The sequence below is a fragment of the Priestia sp. TRM10 genome (assembly GCF_057808375.1).
On sequence record NZ_JBJZOT010000015.1, the window covers coordinates 890,698 to 906,623 of the forward strand.

The window sequence follows — 15,926 nt, forward strand, 5'->3', positions numbered from 1 at the left end:
AACCTCCTATGGCTTTATGTTATCCATATATTCCTTAATTTTTTGTTCATCAAGTCCACCTTCAAAAATATCAACAATCTCCCCTTTGGAATCTATTAAAATAGTTGTTGGCAAAGGGCCTATATCATATGCGGTCTGCACTTCTCCCCCATCATCAATCATCACAGGGAATGTAAGCCCATAACTTTTCGAAAATCGATTAACAGCAAGCTCAGTCTCATCTGCATTTACAGCTAGAATTTCGACTCCTTTGTCTTTAAACTGTTCATACTGATTTTGCATCACTGGCATTTCTTTTGCACAAGGCTTACACCACGTTCCCCAAAAATTTAAGAAAACGCCTTTTCCTTCATAATCTGAAAGCTTATGCTTTTCTCCGCTTAAATCTTCTAGGACAAAGTCAGGCGCTTTTTCCCCAACCACAACTTTCTCTTTTTCAGCAAAAAACTGAGCGTACATTGTATAGCCAACAGCGCTAAACAATATGGACAAAATAATCGTTCGAACGAGGAGACGTCTTTTTTTCTTTTTCATAAAATCCCCCTTTACATCGATAAGTTATCCGCTTACATATGCTCCTTTCACCATACTAAAGTATGGTGAAAGGAGCATGAAGCAGTTGCTTCACACTCGCTCTTTTCCTGTATCCGCAAGCGAATTTAATTTTTTTACTTCATGTGGAGTAAGTTCTCTTGCCTCTCCTGCATTTAAACCAACTAAATCTAAAAACGCATAGCGTTCACGCTTTAACTTTACGACTGGATATCCAACTGTTTCAAGCATGCGACGAACTTGACGATTTCTTCCTTCATGAATAACAAGCTCTACAATCGATGTTTGTTTTCGCTTATCAACGGAAAGAACACGTACTTTTGCTGGTGCTGTTACACCATCTTCAAGACGTATTCCTTTTTCTAGCAAGCGAACTTCATGCTTTTGTGGAATGCCTTTCACTTTTGCAATATATGTTTTTTCAATTTCATATTTTGGATGCATAAGATGATTAGCAAAAGCTCCGTCGTTTGTCATAAGTAAAAGACCTGACGTATCGTAATCAAGACGCCCAATTGGATAAATGCGTTCTTCTACATACGGAAAATAATCTCGTACAGTTTTACGATCTTTATCATCTGTTACACTCGAAATAACCCCTGTTGGTTTATATAATAAGAAATAAACAGGTTTCTCCTGTTCAATTTGTACTCCCTCAACTTCAACACGGTCCTGTGGCTTTACTTTTGTTCCAAGCTCTTTAATTACTTTGCCATTGACTCTCACTTTTCCTTCTAAAATAAGCTGTTCTGCTTTTCTTCTTGACGCAATTCCTGCGTGTGCAATCACTTTTTGTAATCGTTCCATCGTTATTCACCTCTTGTACATCTTACTTGTTTCATATATGTTGTACAAGTAGTTTTCCTTTAAAAGCTCATTCTTATCATCCATATACAGTAAAAAAGCTTCTTTTACAAAGAAGCTTTTTCATCATGCCCCAAATATAAGCGTTACAATAACAATTGCAGCAATAATTCCGACTAAATCTGCAAGCAGACCAACTTTGACAGCGTCCCCCATTTTTTTAATTCCCACCGCACCGAAATAAACGGTTAACACATAAAATGTCGTATCTGTACTTCCTTGCATAACGGAAGCAAGCCGCCCAATAAAAGAATCTGGTCCATACGTTGCAAGTAAGTCAGACGTCATTCCAAGAGCGGCATTTCCTGAGATCGGACGAATAAGTGCAAGCGGCACAATTTCAGGAGGAACACCAATCGCAAGAAGCATTGGTTTTAAAAAAGAAAGAAGCCATTCCATCGCTCCTGAAGCTCTAAAAATAGAAATAGCTACAAGCATCCCAACTAAATAAGGAATAATAGAGAAGGCTAAGCTGATTCCTTCTTTTCCGCCTTCAACAAACAGCTCGTACGTTGGTATTTTTTTAAAAGTAGCATAGATCAGAATAAAACCAATAATAAGCGGAATGAGCAAAATCGAAATGAAATTTACGATTTCCATTACTTTTTCCCACCTTTTTTCAAGCGACGAAGATAAAAGAAACGATCAAGTAAAATAGCACCAAGCATGGAAACACAAGTTGCTAGAAGCGTTGCTCCGATAATTTCAGCAGGACTTTCTGATTCATACGTAATGCGAAGAGCAATGACTGTTGTCGGTACAAGCGTTATACTCGATGTATTAAGAGCTAGAAACGTGATCATTGAACTGCTTGCTTCATTTTTTCCATTGTTCGCTCGCTTCATCTCTTCCATTGCTTTAATTCCAAGAGGTGTTGCAGCATTGCCAAGACCAAACATATTAGCCATCATATTTGACAAAATATAGCCAATTGCTGGATGATCTTTTGGAAGCTCTGGAAAAAGCCTTGAAATGAAAGGACGAGCTAAGCGAGCAAGTTTTACAAGCAAACCTGCTCCCTCAGCAATTTTCATTAACCCAAGCCAAAACACAAGAACACTAATAAGACCTAAACTAATTGTTACAGCCTCTTGTGCTCCTTGAAAAATAGCCTTATTTACTTCTTCTACTTTTCCATTCACCACCGCAAATACTAAGCCAATAACCGTGAGCAAAACCCAAATAATATTAACCATGCTACCGTACTCCTTGACCTATAAAGAACAGTTCTTTTGCTTTCTCAAAAAACGATCCTGTTTCTTTTCCTCCATGATCATAATAAATGGGCATCTCACCAAGAGCTTTGCCATCTAGAGAAATAGAAATCTTTCCAACAATCTGTGGAACATTTCTTTCATCTTTCCATTCCTTTTTTCTTGGTTTTAAAAGGGTAAGCTTCGTTTTTACTTTTTCCTGCTCTTTTTCTGTAAGAGGATAAATAAAATCTCTTTTCACATAAAGTTTGTCTTCATAAAACTTATTTTTCACACCTTCAATCTCGCCTTCTTGTACAACTTTTGTTGCTTTATAGTTATCGAACCCCATATTATACATGTAGATATGATCATCCCAGTCACTCGGTGCATTAATCGTTACAGCAATGAGGTCTAAACCATCTTTCTGTGCTGATGAGACAAGCGTTCTTTTCGCTCTTTTTGTATATCCTGTCTTTCCGCCTGTTGTATGTGGATAAAGACTTGTAAGAAGCTTATTTTTGTTTTTAAATACGCGTACATGTGCTCCGCTTTTAGTTCGATATGTTTTTGTTCCAGAGATTTCTCGGAACTTTTTGCTGTTCATCGCATACTTCATTAAAATGGCCATATCATACGCTGTTGAATAGTGATTTTCATGATCATCAAGACCGTGTGGATTTGCAAACTCTGTATTTTCCATGCCAATCTCAGCTGCTTTTTGGTTCATTAAGTAAACAAAGCCTTCTTTACTTCCTCCAACATGCTCTGCAATAGCTTCTGCCGCGTCGTTACCAGATCTAAGCATAAGACCGTAGACTAAATCTTCAAGTAAGATTTTTTCGTTTTCCTCTAGATAAATAGCAGAGCCTTCTGTTTGAATGGCATCTCGGCTTACTTTTACTTTTTTGTTCATTTCTCCAGATTCCACCGCCAGAATGGCCGTCATAATTTTAGTGATGCTCGCAATACGACGCTTTTCATGAATGTCTTTTTCATACAGAATTCTTCCTGAGCGCTGATCTATTAATATAGCGCTCCGTGCACTAACTTCTCCTTGAGCTTGACTCTTTAATGGAAAGGTACCAGCAAGAAATATAGTGACTATCATATAGCAAAGAATTTTTTTATAACCCTTCATCGTCTCCACGTCCCTTTAGCACATCATTTGTTTGTACAAGTTTATGCCTGTCCGTTTGCTGATATGATTAAAAATAAAGAAGAAAAACGTCAGCACGTGTGCTGACGTTTTTCTTCTTTATTTAATTAGCAAAATAGTTTTTTTCATACATTTGAAGTTCTTCCTGTAAAGAGAGGAAAGGCTCTTCAATGTTCCGAAACAGGACGTGAACGGAGTTTGGTGCCTCAAATCGAAAGTGAATTGCATCACTTCCTGTGTATGATGCCCTACTGTTCTCATACCACAAGTCATTTTTAGGATTGAAAAACTCAAGTACACAGCGCTGGTAAATTCGTTTTAATAGCTGCTGAGCTTGAGCGGAAGGTACGGCTTTGGTTGTTAAAAACATTGTACAAGCTTCTTTTGCTTCTAAGCAGTGTACAGAAAGTCGACGCAAGTCTGATAAAAGGAGTGGATATTCCTCTTTTTCCTTTCCTTCTCTCTCAAGAACCGTAATGTTTGTGTAATTTAAATAATGCTGAAGCTTCTGTTCAATGACGGAAAGCTTTGTTTGTGCAAACTCAACCTGTTTTTGCACGGTATGTTCTTGCATTTTTTCGCCTCCGAATATCTTTACTCTACAAATTTCATATAGTGGCCAAGCTTTGTTGCTCTTGTCATATTTTATACACGTTTTCTATAAGCGGCACTGCGATTGTCCATTATATGAAAAAATTCATCTTTTTATACAAAAAACGTCTTTTTTTTGGCCATTTACTCATTCATTTTTTCGAAAAATAAATCTGCTTCTTTTTCTACTTCTTCTTCATAAAACTCCTCTGGCAATGGAGGTAGTTCCTCAAGCGTTTTAAAGCCAAAATGAGCTAAAAAATCGTCTGTTGTTCCATACAAAATAGCTCGTCCTGCCCCTTCTGCTCTTCCTACTTCTTTTACAAGGGCTTTGGCAACAAGCGTTTGAAGTGCTCTATCTGTTTTTACTCCTCTTATATCCTCAACTTCAAGCCGTGTAATGGGCTGACGATAAGCAATAATCGCAAGTGTTTCAAGAGCAGCTTGCGAAAGAGATTGATGTGTTGGTACAGAAATAAGACGTTTTATATACTCCGAGTATTCTTTTCTCGTTGCAAGCTGATAGCCGCCCGCAATTTCTAAAACGCTCATTCCTCTTTCACTTTGATCATAGAAGGTTTGAAACTCCTCCATACATTCCTTTGTTTCTTGTAAGGAAAGCTCAAGTGCAGCTGAAATTTGTTCGAGCGTTGCCTTTTCATCACCTACTGTAAAAAGGAGAGCTTCAATAATCGGAAACCATTTCTCATTCTTCACCAGCATCTCCTCCTTGGCTTGCAGACACAAAAAGTTCATCGAAATTCCCTTTTTGTTCTACAATAATTTGGTTTTGTTTTAAAAGCTCTAACACTGCTAAAAACGTCACAACAATGTGTTCTCGTTCAGGAACAGGAAAAAGCTTAAAAAAGCTTGTTTTCTTCCGCGTTGTTCGAAGATCTTTTAAAATGTCAGTCATCCGATCTTCAATTTGAATTTCTTGTCTTGCAATTCGGGTTTTTAACGGCTTTTGAATTTTTTTTCGTTTTAATAGTTTCTGAACTGCGCTTAATATATCGTACATTGAAACGGAAAGCTCTCTGCTTTCTTGCGCTTCGATCTCCATGCTTTGTAAGTCTTGAGGAGGACGTGTAAAAACATATCCACGCTCTATATCTCGTTCTTCAAAATCTTTTGCAACTTCTTTGAAGCGACGATATTGAAGAAGACGCTGCATAAGCTCATCCCTAGGATCTTCTTCATCAAAGTCCTCTTCTAGTTCTTCAAGCTCTTCTTCTTTCGGAAGCAGCATCTTGCTTTTAATTGCTAAAAGAGTTGCAGCCATTACTAAATATTCACTTGCTACATCAAGCTGAAGCTCTTGCATCGTATGAACGTAAGACATATACTGCTCTGTGATTTTAGCTACAGGAATATCATATATGTCGATTTCGTAACGATTAATAAGGTGCAGCAGCAAATCAAGCGGTCCTTCAAAAGCATCTATTTTTACACTATATTCCACTACACTTCACCAACACTTTTTCTTTCATCTTTAAGAGCATTCTGTAACTAGTATAGAGGATTATAGTCTTCTGTCCAATAATAATTTTTGGAATTGGGTATATTGCCCAACCAAAACGAAAGAAAGAACATACTATGCTTATGTAAGAAAGATTAAAGGAGGAAAACATCATGGGTGAAAAAGGGTTTAATTGCGGAAGCGGATTTGCGCTTATCGTTGTTTTATTTATTTTGCTTATTATCGTAGGTGCAGCTTGGTGCTAATAGGTAAAAAAGGAGTTAGCAATTGCTAACTCCTCTTTATTTTGAAGAAAGAAAAACATATGCTACACTTTTTATAGGAGGTTAAAAACATGAAATTTCCACAAGCATACATAGACTATTTAGTTCATTTCCACAGTGATCGTGATTATTTTGAATGTCACGAAATTTTAGAGGACTTTTGGAAAGAAAAAGAAGCCCAACATAGAGATGAAATTTGGGTTGCGTTTATCCAAATCGCCGTTGGTCTCTACCATCAACGAAGAACCAACTTTAAAGGTGCTTATCGTATGGTTAAAAACGCGCGTCGTATTATGAAAGGTCGACGAACAACGCTTGAGGAACTTGGCCTTCATGCTGAAAAGCTTCTAGCTTCTTTAAAATCTCTAGAAGAACGCATTAGAGCAGAAAAAGCATACGAAAGCTTTTATTTCCCTATTGCAAACAACGAACTCCAGCAAGCATGCAAAAAAGAAGCTGCTAATAAACAGCTTCTATGGTGGCAGCCATCAAATTTATCAAATAAATTTATTATCGACCGACACAAATTGCGTGATCGTACCGAAATTATTTTACAGAGAGAGATGAATTTGTATAAGAAAAGAAAAAACAGGCAATGTTAAGAAATCGTTTCATTGCCTGTTTTATTATGTGCCTCACATTTTTCAAAAAATGAGGCTATATGTTCATTAGGACGAACTTCTGCATTTTTATAGATTTCCTGCACTTTTTTCATCATCTTTTTCCCAATTCCCTGTTTACGGTAAGATGGATTGACGCTAATATGCTGAACTTCAGCAACAGTGTCCGAGTGCTTAATAATGCCAATTATGCCAACAAAGTCATCTTCTTCTTTCCAAAGATAAAGCTGCCAATCTGCGTTTTGTTCATACTCTTTAATTGTTTGTTGCAGCTTTTTTAAGTCTTTTTCATTGGGCATAAAGGAAAGCAGACCCATCGCAATTTTTTCATTTGCTTTCTTGTATCGATTTAACATAAAATTCTCCTCTTTAATATAAAGGTTCAGAAAAGAAAAGTATGGCTATAAACCCTTAATCAAGTTTTTTGAATCGACCTTCACTTCGGTGTATCCACCTTATAATACAAAATAACGATTAAAATATCAATGTTTGTTATTTCAGTAATATCTTCGTTTTTTGAAGCCCCGCTGTATTATATGACTTCCTACGCATTTATTCGGAACATTTTTACGAATAACACCCTTTTATGTAAGCCCTTTCTCAAAAACCTTATTTTTTATAGAAAAGAAAGAGGAACAAAACTGTTCCTCCACTTTTTACGCATCAAAAACTTCTACTTTTTCCATAATGTCGCCATTAGACATATTTAATGCTGTCTCAATGCCGCTTGTTACTTGTCCAAACACCGTATGTACGCCATCTAAGTGAGGTTGTGGAGCATGTACGATGAAGAACTGACAAGAACCTGTATCACGGCCAGCATGTGCCATAGAAAGTGAACCTACAACATGCTTGTGCGGGTTGTTGTCTGTTTCACAAGGAATTGTTTTATCTGCAGAACCTGTCCCATTTCCAATTGGACATCCACCTTGAGAAACAAAACCAGGAATAACACGATGGAATGTTAAGCCATTATAAAAGCCTTCGTTTGCTAGTTTTTCAAAGTTTTCAACTGTAATCGGTGCTTCATTTGGATAAAGATCAAATTCAATTTTTTCACCGTTTTGCATTAAAATATAGCCTTTTTTCGCCATAGTAATCGCTCCTTTATTAAACAATTTCCATCCTATCTTACCACATAAATGTGAGAGACACGAATTTTTCCTTCCCTTCTTTTATTTTTTAAGAACATAATTTTTTTGAAACTCTTTCCTTTTTCAATCGTCTAATAATCTAGTAAGATCTTAGCCCTTCTTTTTGCTATTGCCAGAGCGAAAGAAAACATACTATAATGAACATGGCTTTTCGTCTACGAAGGAGGTTTTGAACCTTGAAAAAGTGTTTCAAACTATTATTAGCAGTATTGATCTCTTTGACAATACTACCGTCTCTTGCTTCTGCTGATGCTGCAGTTGGGGACGTGATCGTAACCCTTGGAGAAAATCTAACACAAGAACAAAAAACAAAGCTCTTAAATGAAATGGAAGTACCTCAAGATGCACAGGAAGTAACTGTATCAAATGCTGAAGAACATGAATATTTAGGGGATTTTATTCCAAAATCACAAATTGGTACGAAAGCTATTTCTTCCGCAAGTATTACCCTTGGGGAGAAAGATTCTGGTCTTAACATTACAACAAACAATATCAATTGGGTAACCGATGAAATGTATACAAATGCTTTAATTACTGCAGGAGTTAAAGATGCTAAGATCTACATTACTGCTCCATTTGAAGTTTCAGGAACGGCTGCTCTAACAGGTATCTTAAAAGCATATGAAGTTCAATCTGGTGAAGAAATTCCAGAGGATGTTAAAAAGATTGCTAACGAAGAAATGGTGGAAACAAGCCAGCTTGGCGACTCTGTTGGAAAAGAAAAAGCAGCTGCTCTAATGGCGAATGTAAAAGAAGAAATTGCAAAGAATACCCCGGAAAATAAAGAAGAGATTAAGCAAATCATTGAAAATAATGCAAATGAACTTAATATCAACTTAACAACAGGGGAAATTAACTCTCTTGTTAACTTCTTCAACAAACTAACAAACATTGATATTAACTGGAACCAAATTGAAAATCAGTTCAATGTTACAAAAGAAAAAGTAAGCGACTTTTTAAATTCTGAAGAAGGTCAATCTTTCTTACAGAAACTAAAAGAGTTTTTTATGAGTATTATTAACGCTATTCGTTCATTCTTTGCAAGTTTGTTTTAATTTATAAAAGCGTAAGAGGCTTAGCCTCTTACGCTTTTTTTCATGCTTCTACCGAATTAAAAAACTGAGGTAAATTCTCTCTGTGAGCTTCCAACATTTCATCTAAAATCTTTTTAGCAATTGTATCTGATGGAACAAGCGGATTGATTGTCATTGCTAAAAGAGCTTTTTTGTAATCTCCACTAACAGCTGCCTCTGCTGCTGTAATTTCAAAGGATTTGATCGAGCTTACAAGACCGCGGACATGAACAGGTAAATCGCCAACTGCGATTGGCTTCGGGCCGTCTTTTGTAATAACACAGTTTACTTCAACAGCTGAATCATATGGTATGCTTGCGATCGCTCCATTGTTCCTTGTATTAACAGGCTGAATATCCCCTTTATCCGTGTAAATGGAGTGAATAAGGCTGCATGCTGCATCGCTGTAATAAGCGCCTCCTCTTTTTTCAAGCTGTGGTGGCTTAATACTTAAATTTTCATCTTTATAAAGTTCAAATAAGTCTTTTTCGAGCTCCTTAACAACTTCTGCTCGAGTTCCTTCCTCTTGAGAAGCTCGTATTTCTTCTGCAAGCATCTCATCTGTTTTATAATAATAACGATGGTAACCGCATGGGATAGCATTCAATGCTTGAAGGAAGTCTGAATCCCATGCAACACCAGCAATGTTTTTCATTGTCATCGCATTCTCTGGATTCCCCATTTCTTTCAATACTTTCTCTTTAATGCTAACTCCGTCTAGAAATACATCTAAGCCAAATACCATGTGATTTAGACCTGCAAACTGAACATGCACTCGACTTTGTTCTACTCCAAGCATTTCAGCAATTTTCATTTTCATCCCAATTGGAACATTACAAAGACCCACAACTTTTGTAATTGAGCTATGCCTTAAAATTGCTTCTGTTACCATACCAGCAGGATTTGTGAAATTGATAAGCCATGCATTTGGACAAAGCTCTTCAATGTCACGACAAATCTCTAAAATAACCGGAATTGTGCGAAGACCTTTTAAAAGCCCCCCAGGTCCATTTGTTTCTTGACCAATCACATTATATTTTAACGGTATTTCTTCATCTTTTTTACGAGCATCAAGGAGACCAACGCGAAATTGAGTTGTAACAAAGTCCGCATCTTTTAAAGCTTCTCTCCTATTTAATGTAAGGTGAATATCAATTGGTACTCCTGCTTTTTTCACCATTCGTTTAGCGAGATTTCCCACAATCTCTAATTTTTCTTTTCCTTGATTAATATCAACGAGCCATAATTCACGAATTGGAAGTTCATCATATCTTTTAATAAAGCCTTCAATAAGTTCCGGTGTATAGCTTGATCCTCCACCTATTGTTACAATTTTAAGACCTTTTTTTCCTTCCATTATCTCTCCACTCCTTTAGTTGAAGTACGTTCGTATAGCTCAATCATTTCCTTTGCTAGATCTTTTACAGTTAATGACGTCATTAAATGATCTTGAGCATGAATAAGGAGAATAGGAATGTCATAATTTTTTCCTCCTGCTTCATTTGAGATTAAGCTTGTTTGAAAGTGATGAGCTTTCCTAAACTCTTCTTCAGCATCTTTTAATTTCTGATCTGCTTCTACAAAGTTTCCAACTTTTGCATCTCCGATTGCCTGCATTGCTAAGCTTTTGGCATTTCCACTATGCATAATAAGATGAAATGAGATATCGTATAGCTCTTCTTTTGTCATCTCTTTAGTCCTTTCTAGGCATTTCCTAGCCTATTTAGTTTACATTCACATTAGAATCTGTGCTTGTTAAATCCTCTAACTGACGCTCTTCTTTATACTTCTGAACATCCCACATTTTAAAGAATGGGAAATAGATTAAGAAAGCTACAGCCATGTTCACTACTTGAATAACAGCACCCGAGATTTTCCCTCCAGTTGCGAGATAACCGCTTAAAATAGGCGGTGTTGTCCATGGCACAGCAATTCCTGCGGGTTTTGCGACAAGACCTGTTTGCATAGAAACGTACGTGATGACGACAAGAACAACCGGTGTTAAAATAAATGGCACCATCATTAACGGATTTAGAACAACTGGCATTCCAAAGATAACTGGCTCATTAATGTTGAAAATTCCTGGTCCTGTTGAAAGTCTCCCAAGCTGCTTCATTTGCTGACTTCTTGCGAATAAAATCATCGCCACAACAAGGGTAAATGTTGCTCCAGAGCCACCGATATTAATCCACACTTCGATAAACTGTTTTGTTACGATATTTGGAAGCTCTGTTCCGTTTTGAAAAGCAAGGCGGTTTTCATCCATAAATGAGTACCAAATAGGATCCATTACCCCTCCAACAATTGTTGCACCGTGAAGGCCACAAACCCATAAAAGCTGTTGAAGCAGTACTGCAATCACTGTTCCAACTAGTCCACCACCAAGGGCGCCAAGAGGTTCTTGTAAAAGTTGATTCACAATATTGTGAACGCTTTCAAAGGATGTATTCTCAATGGCAAGCCGAACAATCCAAACAAGTGTAATGATGATAAAACCAGGTATAAGAGCGACAAATGATTTACTTACCGCTGGCGGAACTCCGTCAGGCATTTTAATCACAATGTTCCGCTGAATAATAAAGCGATATATTTCGGTAGAGACAAGAGCTAAGATCATGGCTACGAAGAGACCTTTACTTCCTAAAAGAGCTACTGGAATACCGCCTGTAACTTCAATCCCAGTCTCGCTTCCAGGTGGAGTGTATAAGAAACTGTATGGTGTTGCAAGCAGAAAAGCAGCTACAGAAATTGCACCTGCACTCAACGCATCAACACCATATTTTTCTGCAAGTCTGTAAGCAATTCCGAAAGAGGCAATAAGCGCCATAATATCAAAAGTAGCACTTACAGGATAGCCAAGCTTTGTTGCCCAGCTTTCCCCAAACGTCTTCCCCATAAAGTTTAAATACCCTTCAACAGGGAAGTTCGCTAAAATAAGAAACAGTGATCCAATAATTAGAAGTGGCATTGTTAAAATTAAACCGTCACGCATTGCTTGCAAATGTCTTTGTCCAGCTACTTTACCTGCAACAACCATTACCTTATCTTCTAAGAACCGATTGAACTTACTCATCTCTTTCACCCCTTCTAAGATTAGCTATTAACTAAACTTGTAGCTGTTTTCAATACCTCTGCTCCATTGCAAGTACCATAGTGAACGGGATTGATAGCTGCCACTGGGATACTTCTTTCTTCTCCAAGCTTCTTCATTTGCGGCAAAAGATAGCGAACTTGTGGGCCTAATAGAAGAACATCTGCTTCATCAATATGGTTTTTAACTGCATCAGCACTTACAGCCCAGATTTTATATTCTTTTCCTTCATTTTTTGCGTGGTTCTCCATTTTTGTAACAAGTAAACTTGTAGACATTCCTGCTGCACAACATAGTAAAATATTCATTTTTGTTTCCCCCTTGGATTCTTTTAATTTTCTTATCTTAAGATTAATATGAAAACGCTTTCATATCCACTTATAAAATTTCCGTAGCTAACGGAAATTTTATGAGTGTGAAGAACACAAAAAGAGAACGTTCATAAACTCTTTATATGTTTTACACTTCAAAAGTTTTTGTACAAGATGTGGATTGTTTACAATCTCAATGAGAAACTCATACATTTCCTTTAAATCTTGATTGCTCTCTTTTTCAACATTCAAAAGGCAAATAAACTGTGCAAATTCCTCTCCCCATTTAATTGGCTTGTCTAGTAAAACAATCGTCCAAAAGGTGGAATCTGTATACGGCTGGATTGGATGAGGAATTGCAACAAGATTTCCAAAACTTGTAGCGGAAATTTCTTCGCGCTCCATTACCGAGTTAACAAAAGAAGAAGGAACAATTTCTTTCTTTTCTAATTCACAAGCTAAAAAATGGATAACATCCTTCCTATTCTCAAACGTACGATTAAAAAAGATAAGGTCTTCCTTTATAAATTGAGCGATTTGGTGTTTGTTTTTCCTTATCGTCTTTTCAATTTTGTTTAAATCTTCTACACCTAAAATAGATTTCACTTGCACAACCGGAATAGAAGCCGTTTCAATCGGAATTGTACTGATTACAAAATCTAAAGAATGCAATGACATTTCAGAGAGCCGATAATATTCTGTTGTTCCCACAATCTCTAATTCATGACCAAATTCTTTACGAAGCTTATATTCTAGCAATTTAGCACTTCCCAAGCCAGATGCACATACAATCACACACCTTTTCCGCCTAATTTTCATACTTTTTCTTTCCAACGCTCCCCCAATATGAAGAGCTAAATAGCCTATTTCTTCTTCCGTACTATCAATCTTATATTTTGATTTCAACACTGAACCAGCTACAACTCCTCCTTCAAATGCAAGTGGATAATTTGCTTTAATTTCTGCAAGAAGAGGATTTCTTAAATTCATTCCATATTTGTGCCGATTTAAAAACGGTTTTAAGTGAAGACATAGGCCAAGAAGTAGTTCTTCATCATGCTGCAGATCAAGTTTCAATTCTTCATCTATCGCTTGTAATAATTCCCGAGCAAGCTGATACATTTCTTGATTTACTAACTCTTTTACACTAACTCCTTGCTTTTTAGAATGAGAAATTAACTTTGTTCCTAAAAGGTGAAGAGCCACATACAGAACTTCATGCTGCGGAAAAGGAAGTCCAAAGTGTTGTTCAAGCTCTTTGACAATGCATGTTGCCACTTCATATTCCTTACTTTCCTTAATTGAAGAAAACTCCTCAATATAGAAAGAAGCATAGTTTCCAGCCTGAATTCGTTTGTAAGAGATTAACAAGTGAACAACAAGATTATTTAGTGACAAATCGGACAGAATAATTTGCTGTTTATTTATTTCCTCAATCATAATGCGTCGCACAACTGAAATTTCCTGTTCTGCAAAGATTGCTCCAAGATGCTCGTTTACCTCTTTTGATAGAGAGCGCCGGTTAAAAATATATTCAGACATACAAAACCTAATTTTCACTTCCTCTCCTTCTACTTTTAATCCGTAATTGGGTTTTTGAAGAAAGACAAGGTTATAAAACTCAAGACGCTTCTTTACTTCCTTTAAATCCCCTTGCACAGTCGAGCGACTAACATAAAGTTCGTGAGCTAAATCTTCTAGTTTTATGTACTGATGAGTAAGAAGCAAGCGTTTTATAATATACACAATTCTTTCTTCTTTTGATTCAGGTCTTTCCGTTGTTACAATCATATCTTCAGCTGAGACTTTTCTCATTAATTCTTGAAATTTTCCCTGATTTTTAACACTAAGGGCATATCCTTTTCCACGAATCGATTGAATGTCAATCTCATATTGATGAAGATTTTCGTTCAATAATTTAATATCATTGCGAATTGTCCGCGAAGTAACCCCAACTTTTTTGGCTAATTCATCACTTGTAATAAAAGAAGAGCTTGCAAGCATATAGCGTAAAATCCGTCTTTTTCTATCATTCATTTCTCTTCCCCCTAATCCCGTTTATATTATTTTAGAGATAATGATTCAAAAAAAATAGAGCTCTTTTAGAAAAAGAGCTCTATTTTCCGTATTGCGTATTAAACTTTTGACTTTAATCCAACTTCATTACGAACAAGATCTTCAAACGTCTCTCGTTTGATAACAAGCTGTGCTTCCCCATTTTCCACAAAAACAACAGCCGGTTTTAGCATGCGGTTATAGTTGCTCGCCATAGCGTAACCATAAGCACCTGTACAAAATACAGCTAAAATGTCCGAGCTTTCCACTTTCGGAAGCTCAATATCCCATAGGAGCATGTCACCTGATTCACAACATTTTCCAGCAATAGAAACTTTCTCTTCATGAGGAGCATTCATTCGATTTGCAAGGGCGGCTTCATATTTTGCTTCATAAAGAGCAGGACGAATATTGTCACTCATTCCTCCATCAACTGCTACATAATCACGCACATTTGGAATATGTTTCCTAGAACCTACTGTATAAAGCGTTGTTCCTGCATCTCCCACAAGAGAACGCCCAGGCTCAATCCATATTTCAGGAATGTCAATCGTTAACTTTTCTGCTTGACTTTTGATTTCTTTGACCATTTCACGTACATACTGAGATGGAGGCAGTGGCGTATCTTCGCTTGTATAGCGAATCCCAAATCCGCCACCAAGATTTAATACACGAGGAACGAAGCTTAATTCGTCTTTCCAAGAAGCAATTTTTTCAAAAAGCTTTCTCGTTGCCATCACAAAACCTGTTACTTCGAAAATTTGTGATCCTATATGACAATGAATCCCAAGTAAATCTAAATATGGAGAGTGAAAAGCATGATCAACAGCTTTATCTCCTTGCCCATTTTTAAGATCAAAACCAAACTTAGAGTCTTCTTGACCCGTTAAAATATAGTCATGGGTATGTGCTTCAATTCCTGGAGTGACACGTAAAAGAACAGGCACTTTCCATGAATGTTTCTTACTTAACTCTTCAAGCAACGCAATTTCATGAAAATTATCTACAACAATGCATCCAATCTTTTCTTTAATTGCATATTCTAATTCTTCATAACTTTTGTTGTTACCATGAAAATGGATTCGCTCTTTTGGAAATCCAGCAAGAAGAGCTGTATAAAGTTCCCCTGCTGATACAACATCGAGTGAGAGACCTTCTTCATTAACAAGCTGAAACATTGCTAAAGAAGAAAAAGCTTTACTTGCATATGCTACTTGCGCTTCTACTCTTTCTTCTGCAAACGTCTCTTTAAACTGTCTTGCTCGCTGTCTAATGAGGGCGACATCATATACGTAGAGAGGCGTCCCGTACTTTTTCGCAAGCTCAATTGTATCTACTCCGCCTATTTCTAAATGATTTTGATTGTTCACTTTGCTTGTGCCATGAAAAAACATTCTTGCCTTACCTCGTTCCTTTTTTTGAAATATCAATCATTTTTTGAATTAAAGTTACTTTACCATATACATAAAGGTCTTTCAACATGTACTTAGGGGCATTAGACCTAGAAAAGAAAATGAACC

The 15,926-nt window shown here is 36.9% G+C and carries 19 protein-coding genes; 3 read left to right on the plus strand and 16 right to left on the minus strand.

Annotated features, from left to right (window positions below; genetic code table 11):
* Positions 1-6 precede the first annotated feature (6 nt).
* From resA to ACK3CR_RS21325, 8 genes are all read right to left on the minus strand, one after another.
* Positions 7-534: a thiol-disulfide oxidoreductase ResA gene (gene resA / locus ACK3CR_RS21290; protein ID WP_243517906.1), complete on the minus strand. Its 528-nt coding sequence runs from the start codon at positions 532-534 to the stop codon at positions 7-9.
* A gap of 90 nt (positions 535-624) precedes the next feature.
* Positions 625-1,359 (minus strand): pseudouridine synthase, encoded by a 735-nt coding sequence (locus ACK3CR_RS21295; RefSeq protein WP_243517903.1) that lies wholly within the window; start codon positions 1,357-1,359, stop codon positions 625-627.
* 123 nt (positions 1,360-1,482) lie between these two features.
* Positions 1,483-2,016 (minus strand): spore maturation protein, encoded by a 534-nt coding sequence (locus tag ACK3CR_RS21300; RefSeq protein WP_019391637.1) that lies wholly within the window; start codon positions 2,014-2,016, stop codon positions 1,483-1,485.
* A complete protein-coding gene (locus ACK3CR_RS21305) occupies positions 2,016-2,612 on the minus strand; it encodes a nucleoside recognition domain-containing protein (RefSeq protein ID WP_019391636.1) in 597 nt (198 codons plus the stop codon). The genes ACK3CR_RS21300 and ACK3CR_RS21305 overlap by 1 nt, the downstream gene beginning before the upstream one ends.
* A 1-nt stretch (position 2,613) precedes the next feature.
* Complete coding sequence (locus ACK3CR_RS21310) at positions 2,614-3,750, minus strand: D-alanyl-D-alanine carboxypeptidase family protein (protein WP_410914335.1); 1,137 nt, start codon at positions 3,748-3,750, stop codon at positions 2,614-2,616.
* A gap of 121 nt (positions 3,751-3,871) precedes the next feature.
* Positions 3,872-4,342 carry a DUF3907 family protein gene (locus ACK3CR_RS21315; protein WP_019391634.1) on the minus strand — a complete coding sequence of 157 codons (471 nt, stop codon included), beginning with the start codon at positions 4,340-4,342 and terminating at the stop codon, positions 3,872-3,874.
* Positions 4,343-4,503: 161 nt separating this feature from the next.
* Positions 4,504-5,082: an SMC-Scp complex subunit ScpB gene (scpB, locus tag ACK3CR_RS21320; RefSeq protein ID WP_488976090.1), complete on the minus strand. Its 579-nt coding sequence runs from the start codon at positions 5,080-5,082 to the stop codon at positions 4,504-4,506.
* Complete coding sequence (locus tag ACK3CR_RS21325; protein WP_488976091.1) at positions 5,066-5,821, minus strand: segregation/condensation protein A; 756 nt, start codon at positions 5,819-5,821, stop codon at positions 5,066-5,068. Before ACK3CR_RS21325 ends, scpB begins: the two co-directional genes overlap by 17 nt.
* A 170-nt stretch (positions 5,822-5,991) precedes the next feature.
* Between ACK3CR_RS21325 and ACK3CR_RS21330 the strand changes: the two genes are divergently transcribed.
* Both ACK3CR_RS21330 and ACK3CR_RS21335 read left to right on the plus strand, forming a co-directional pair.
* Positions 5,992-6,084 (plus strand): YjcZ family sporulation protein, encoded by a 93-nt coding sequence (locus ACK3CR_RS21330; RefSeq protein ID WP_019391631.1) that lies wholly within the window; start codon positions 5,992-5,994, stop codon positions 6,082-6,084.
* A gap of 89 nt (positions 6,085-6,173) precedes the next feature.
* Positions 6,174-6,704 carry a DUF309 domain-containing protein gene (locus ACK3CR_RS21335; RefSeq protein ID WP_243517898.1) on the plus strand — a complete coding sequence of 177 codons (531 nt, stop codon included), beginning with the start codon at positions 6,174-6,176 and terminating at the stop codon, positions 6,702-6,704.
* Here ACK3CR_RS21335 and ACK3CR_RS21340 read toward each other — a convergent pair.
* Both ACK3CR_RS21340 and ACK3CR_RS21345 read right to left on the minus strand, forming a co-directional pair.
* Positions 6,701-7,078, minus strand: coding sequence for a GNAT family N-acetyltransferase (locus ACK3CR_RS21340; RefSeq protein ID WP_019391629.1), 378 nt, complete (start codon positions 7,076-7,078; stop codon positions 6,701-6,703). The two genes, ACK3CR_RS21335 and ACK3CR_RS21340, sit on opposite strands and share 4 nt — an antisense overlap.
* A 300-nt stretch (positions 7,079-7,378) precedes the next feature.
* Positions 7,379-7,816 (minus strand): peptidylprolyl isomerase, encoded by a 438-nt coding sequence (locus ACK3CR_RS21345; RefSeq protein ID WP_019391628.1) that lies wholly within the window; start codon positions 7,814-7,816, stop codon positions 7,379-7,381.
* A 236-nt stretch (positions 7,817-8,052) separates the two neighbouring features.
* Between ACK3CR_RS21345 and ACK3CR_RS21350 the strand changes: the two genes are divergently transcribed.
* The gene (locus tag ACK3CR_RS21350; protein ID WP_019391627.1) at positions 8,053-8,931 is read left to right on the plus strand and encodes a DUF1002 domain-containing protein; all 879 of its coding nucleotides are present in this window, start codon (positions 8,053-8,055) and stop codon (positions 8,929-8,931) included.
* A gap of 40 nt (positions 8,932-8,971) precedes the next feature.
* On the opposite strand, the gene ACK3CR_RS21355 is transcribed toward ACK3CR_RS21350, so the two are convergent.
* The 6 genes from ACK3CR_RS21355 to lysA all read right to left on the minus strand — a co-directional run bounded on the left by ACK3CR_RS21355 (position 8,972) and on the right by lysA (position 15,800).
* Positions 8,972-10,306 (minus strand): 6-phospho-beta-glucosidase, encoded by a 1,335-nt coding sequence (locus tag ACK3CR_RS21355; protein WP_243517896.1) that lies wholly within the window; start codon positions 10,304-10,306, stop codon positions 8,972-8,974.
* A complete protein-coding gene (locus tag ACK3CR_RS21360; protein ID WP_488976092.1) occupies positions 10,306-10,638 on the minus strand; it encodes a PTS sugar transporter subunit IIA in 333 nt (110 codons plus the stop codon). Before ACK3CR_RS21360 ends, ACK3CR_RS21355 begins: the two co-directional genes overlap by 1 nt.
* 34 nt (positions 10,639-10,672) lie before the next feature.
* Entirely contained in the window at positions 10,673-12,022 is a 1,350-nt protein-coding gene (celB, locus tag ACK3CR_RS21365; RefSeq protein ID WP_243517893.1) for a PTS cellobiose transporter subunit IIC, read from the minus strand.
* Between the two features lie 20 nt (positions 12,023-12,042).
* Positions 12,043-12,384 carry a PTS sugar transporter subunit IIB gene (locus ACK3CR_RS21370; RefSeq protein ID WP_488976219.1) on the minus strand — a complete coding sequence of 114 codons (342 nt, stop codon included), beginning with the start codon at positions 12,382-12,384 and terminating at the stop codon, positions 12,043-12,045.
* 63 nt (positions 12,385-12,447) lie between these two features.
* On the minus strand, positions 12,448-14,388 hold the full coding sequence (locus ACK3CR_RS21375) for a BglG family transcription antiterminator (RefSeq protein WP_243517888.1): 1,941 nt from the start codon (positions 14,386-14,388) through the stop codon (positions 12,448-12,450).
* 98 nt (positions 14,389-14,486) lie between these two features.
* Positions 14,487-15,800 carry a diaminopimelate decarboxylase gene (gene lysA / locus ACK3CR_RS21380; RefSeq protein WP_243517886.1) on the minus strand — a complete coding sequence of 438 codons (1,314 nt, stop codon included), beginning with the start codon at positions 15,798-15,800 and terminating at the stop codon, positions 14,487-14,489.
* Between the last annotated feature and the right edge of the window lie 126 nt (positions 15,801-15,926).

What these genes read in the sequence shown, in the direction of transcription:
- ACK3CR_RS21300 (WP_019391637.1), bottom strand. Translation starts at nt 2,016, where the DNA reads ATGGAAATCGTAAATTTCATTTCGATTTTGCTCATTCCGCTTATTATT.
- ACK3CR_RS21360 (WP_488976092.1), bottom strand. Translation starts at nt 10,638, where the DNA reads ATGACAAAAGAAGAGCTATACGATATCTCATTTCATCTTATTATGCAT.
- ACK3CR_RS21340 (WP_019391629.1), bottom strand. Translation starts at nt 7,078, where the DNA reads ATGTTAAATCGATACAAGAAAGCAAATGAAAAAATTGCGATGGGTCTG.
- ACK3CR_RS21355 (WP_243517896.1), bottom strand. Translation starts at nt 10,306, where the DNA reads ATGGAAGGAAAAAAAGGTCTTAAAATTGTAACAATAGGTGGAGGATCA.
- ACK3CR_RS21335 (WP_243517898.1), top strand. Translation starts at nt 6,174, where the DNA reads ATGAAATTTCCACAAGCATACATAGACTATTTAGTTCATTTCCACAGT.
- ACK3CR_RS21315 (WP_019391634.1), bottom strand. Translation starts at nt 4,342, where the DNA reads ATGCAAGAACATACCGTGCAAAAACAGGTTGAGTTTGCACAAACAAAG.
- ACK3CR_RS21330 (WP_019391631.1), top strand. Translation starts at nt 5,992, where the DNA reads ATGGGTGAAAAAGGGTTTAATTGCGGAAGCGGATTTGCGCTTATCGTT.
- ACK3CR_RS21295 (WP_243517903.1), bottom strand. Translation starts at nt 1,359, where the DNA reads ATGGAACGATTACAAAAAGTGATTGCACACGCAGGAATTGCGTCAAGA.
- ACK3CR_RS21345 (WP_019391628.1), bottom strand. Translation starts at nt 7,816, where the DNA reads ATGGCGAAAAAAGGCTATATTTTAATGCAAAACGGTGAAAAAATTGAA.
- ACK3CR_RS21305 (WP_019391636.1), bottom strand. Translation starts at nt 2,612, where the DNA reads ATGGTTAATATTATTTGGGTTTTGCTCACGGTTATTGGCTTAGTATTT.
- resA (WP_243517906.1), bottom strand. Translation starts at nt 534, where the DNA reads ATGAAAAAGAAAAAAAGACGTCTCCTCGTTCGAACGATTATTTTGTCC.
- lysA (WP_243517886.1), bottom strand. Translation starts at nt 15,800, where the DNA reads ATGTTTTTTCATGGCACAAGCAAAGTGAACAATCAAAATCATTTAGAA.
- celB (WP_243517893.1), bottom strand. Translation starts at nt 12,022, where the DNA reads ATGAGTAAGTTCAATCGGTTCTTAGAAGATAAGGTAATGGTTGTTGCA.
- scpB (WP_488976090.1), bottom strand. Translation starts at nt 5,082, where the DNA reads ATGCTGGTGAAGAATGAGAAATGGTTTCCGATTATTGAAGCTCTCCTT.
- ACK3CR_RS21375 (WP_243517888.1), bottom strand. Translation starts at nt 14,388, where the DNA reads ATGAATGATAGAAAAAGACGGATTTTACGCTATATGCTTGCAAGCTCT.
- ACK3CR_RS21310 (WP_410914335.1), bottom strand. Translation starts at nt 3,750, where the DNA reads ATGAAGGGTTATAAAAAAATTCTTTGCTATATGATAGTCACTATATTT.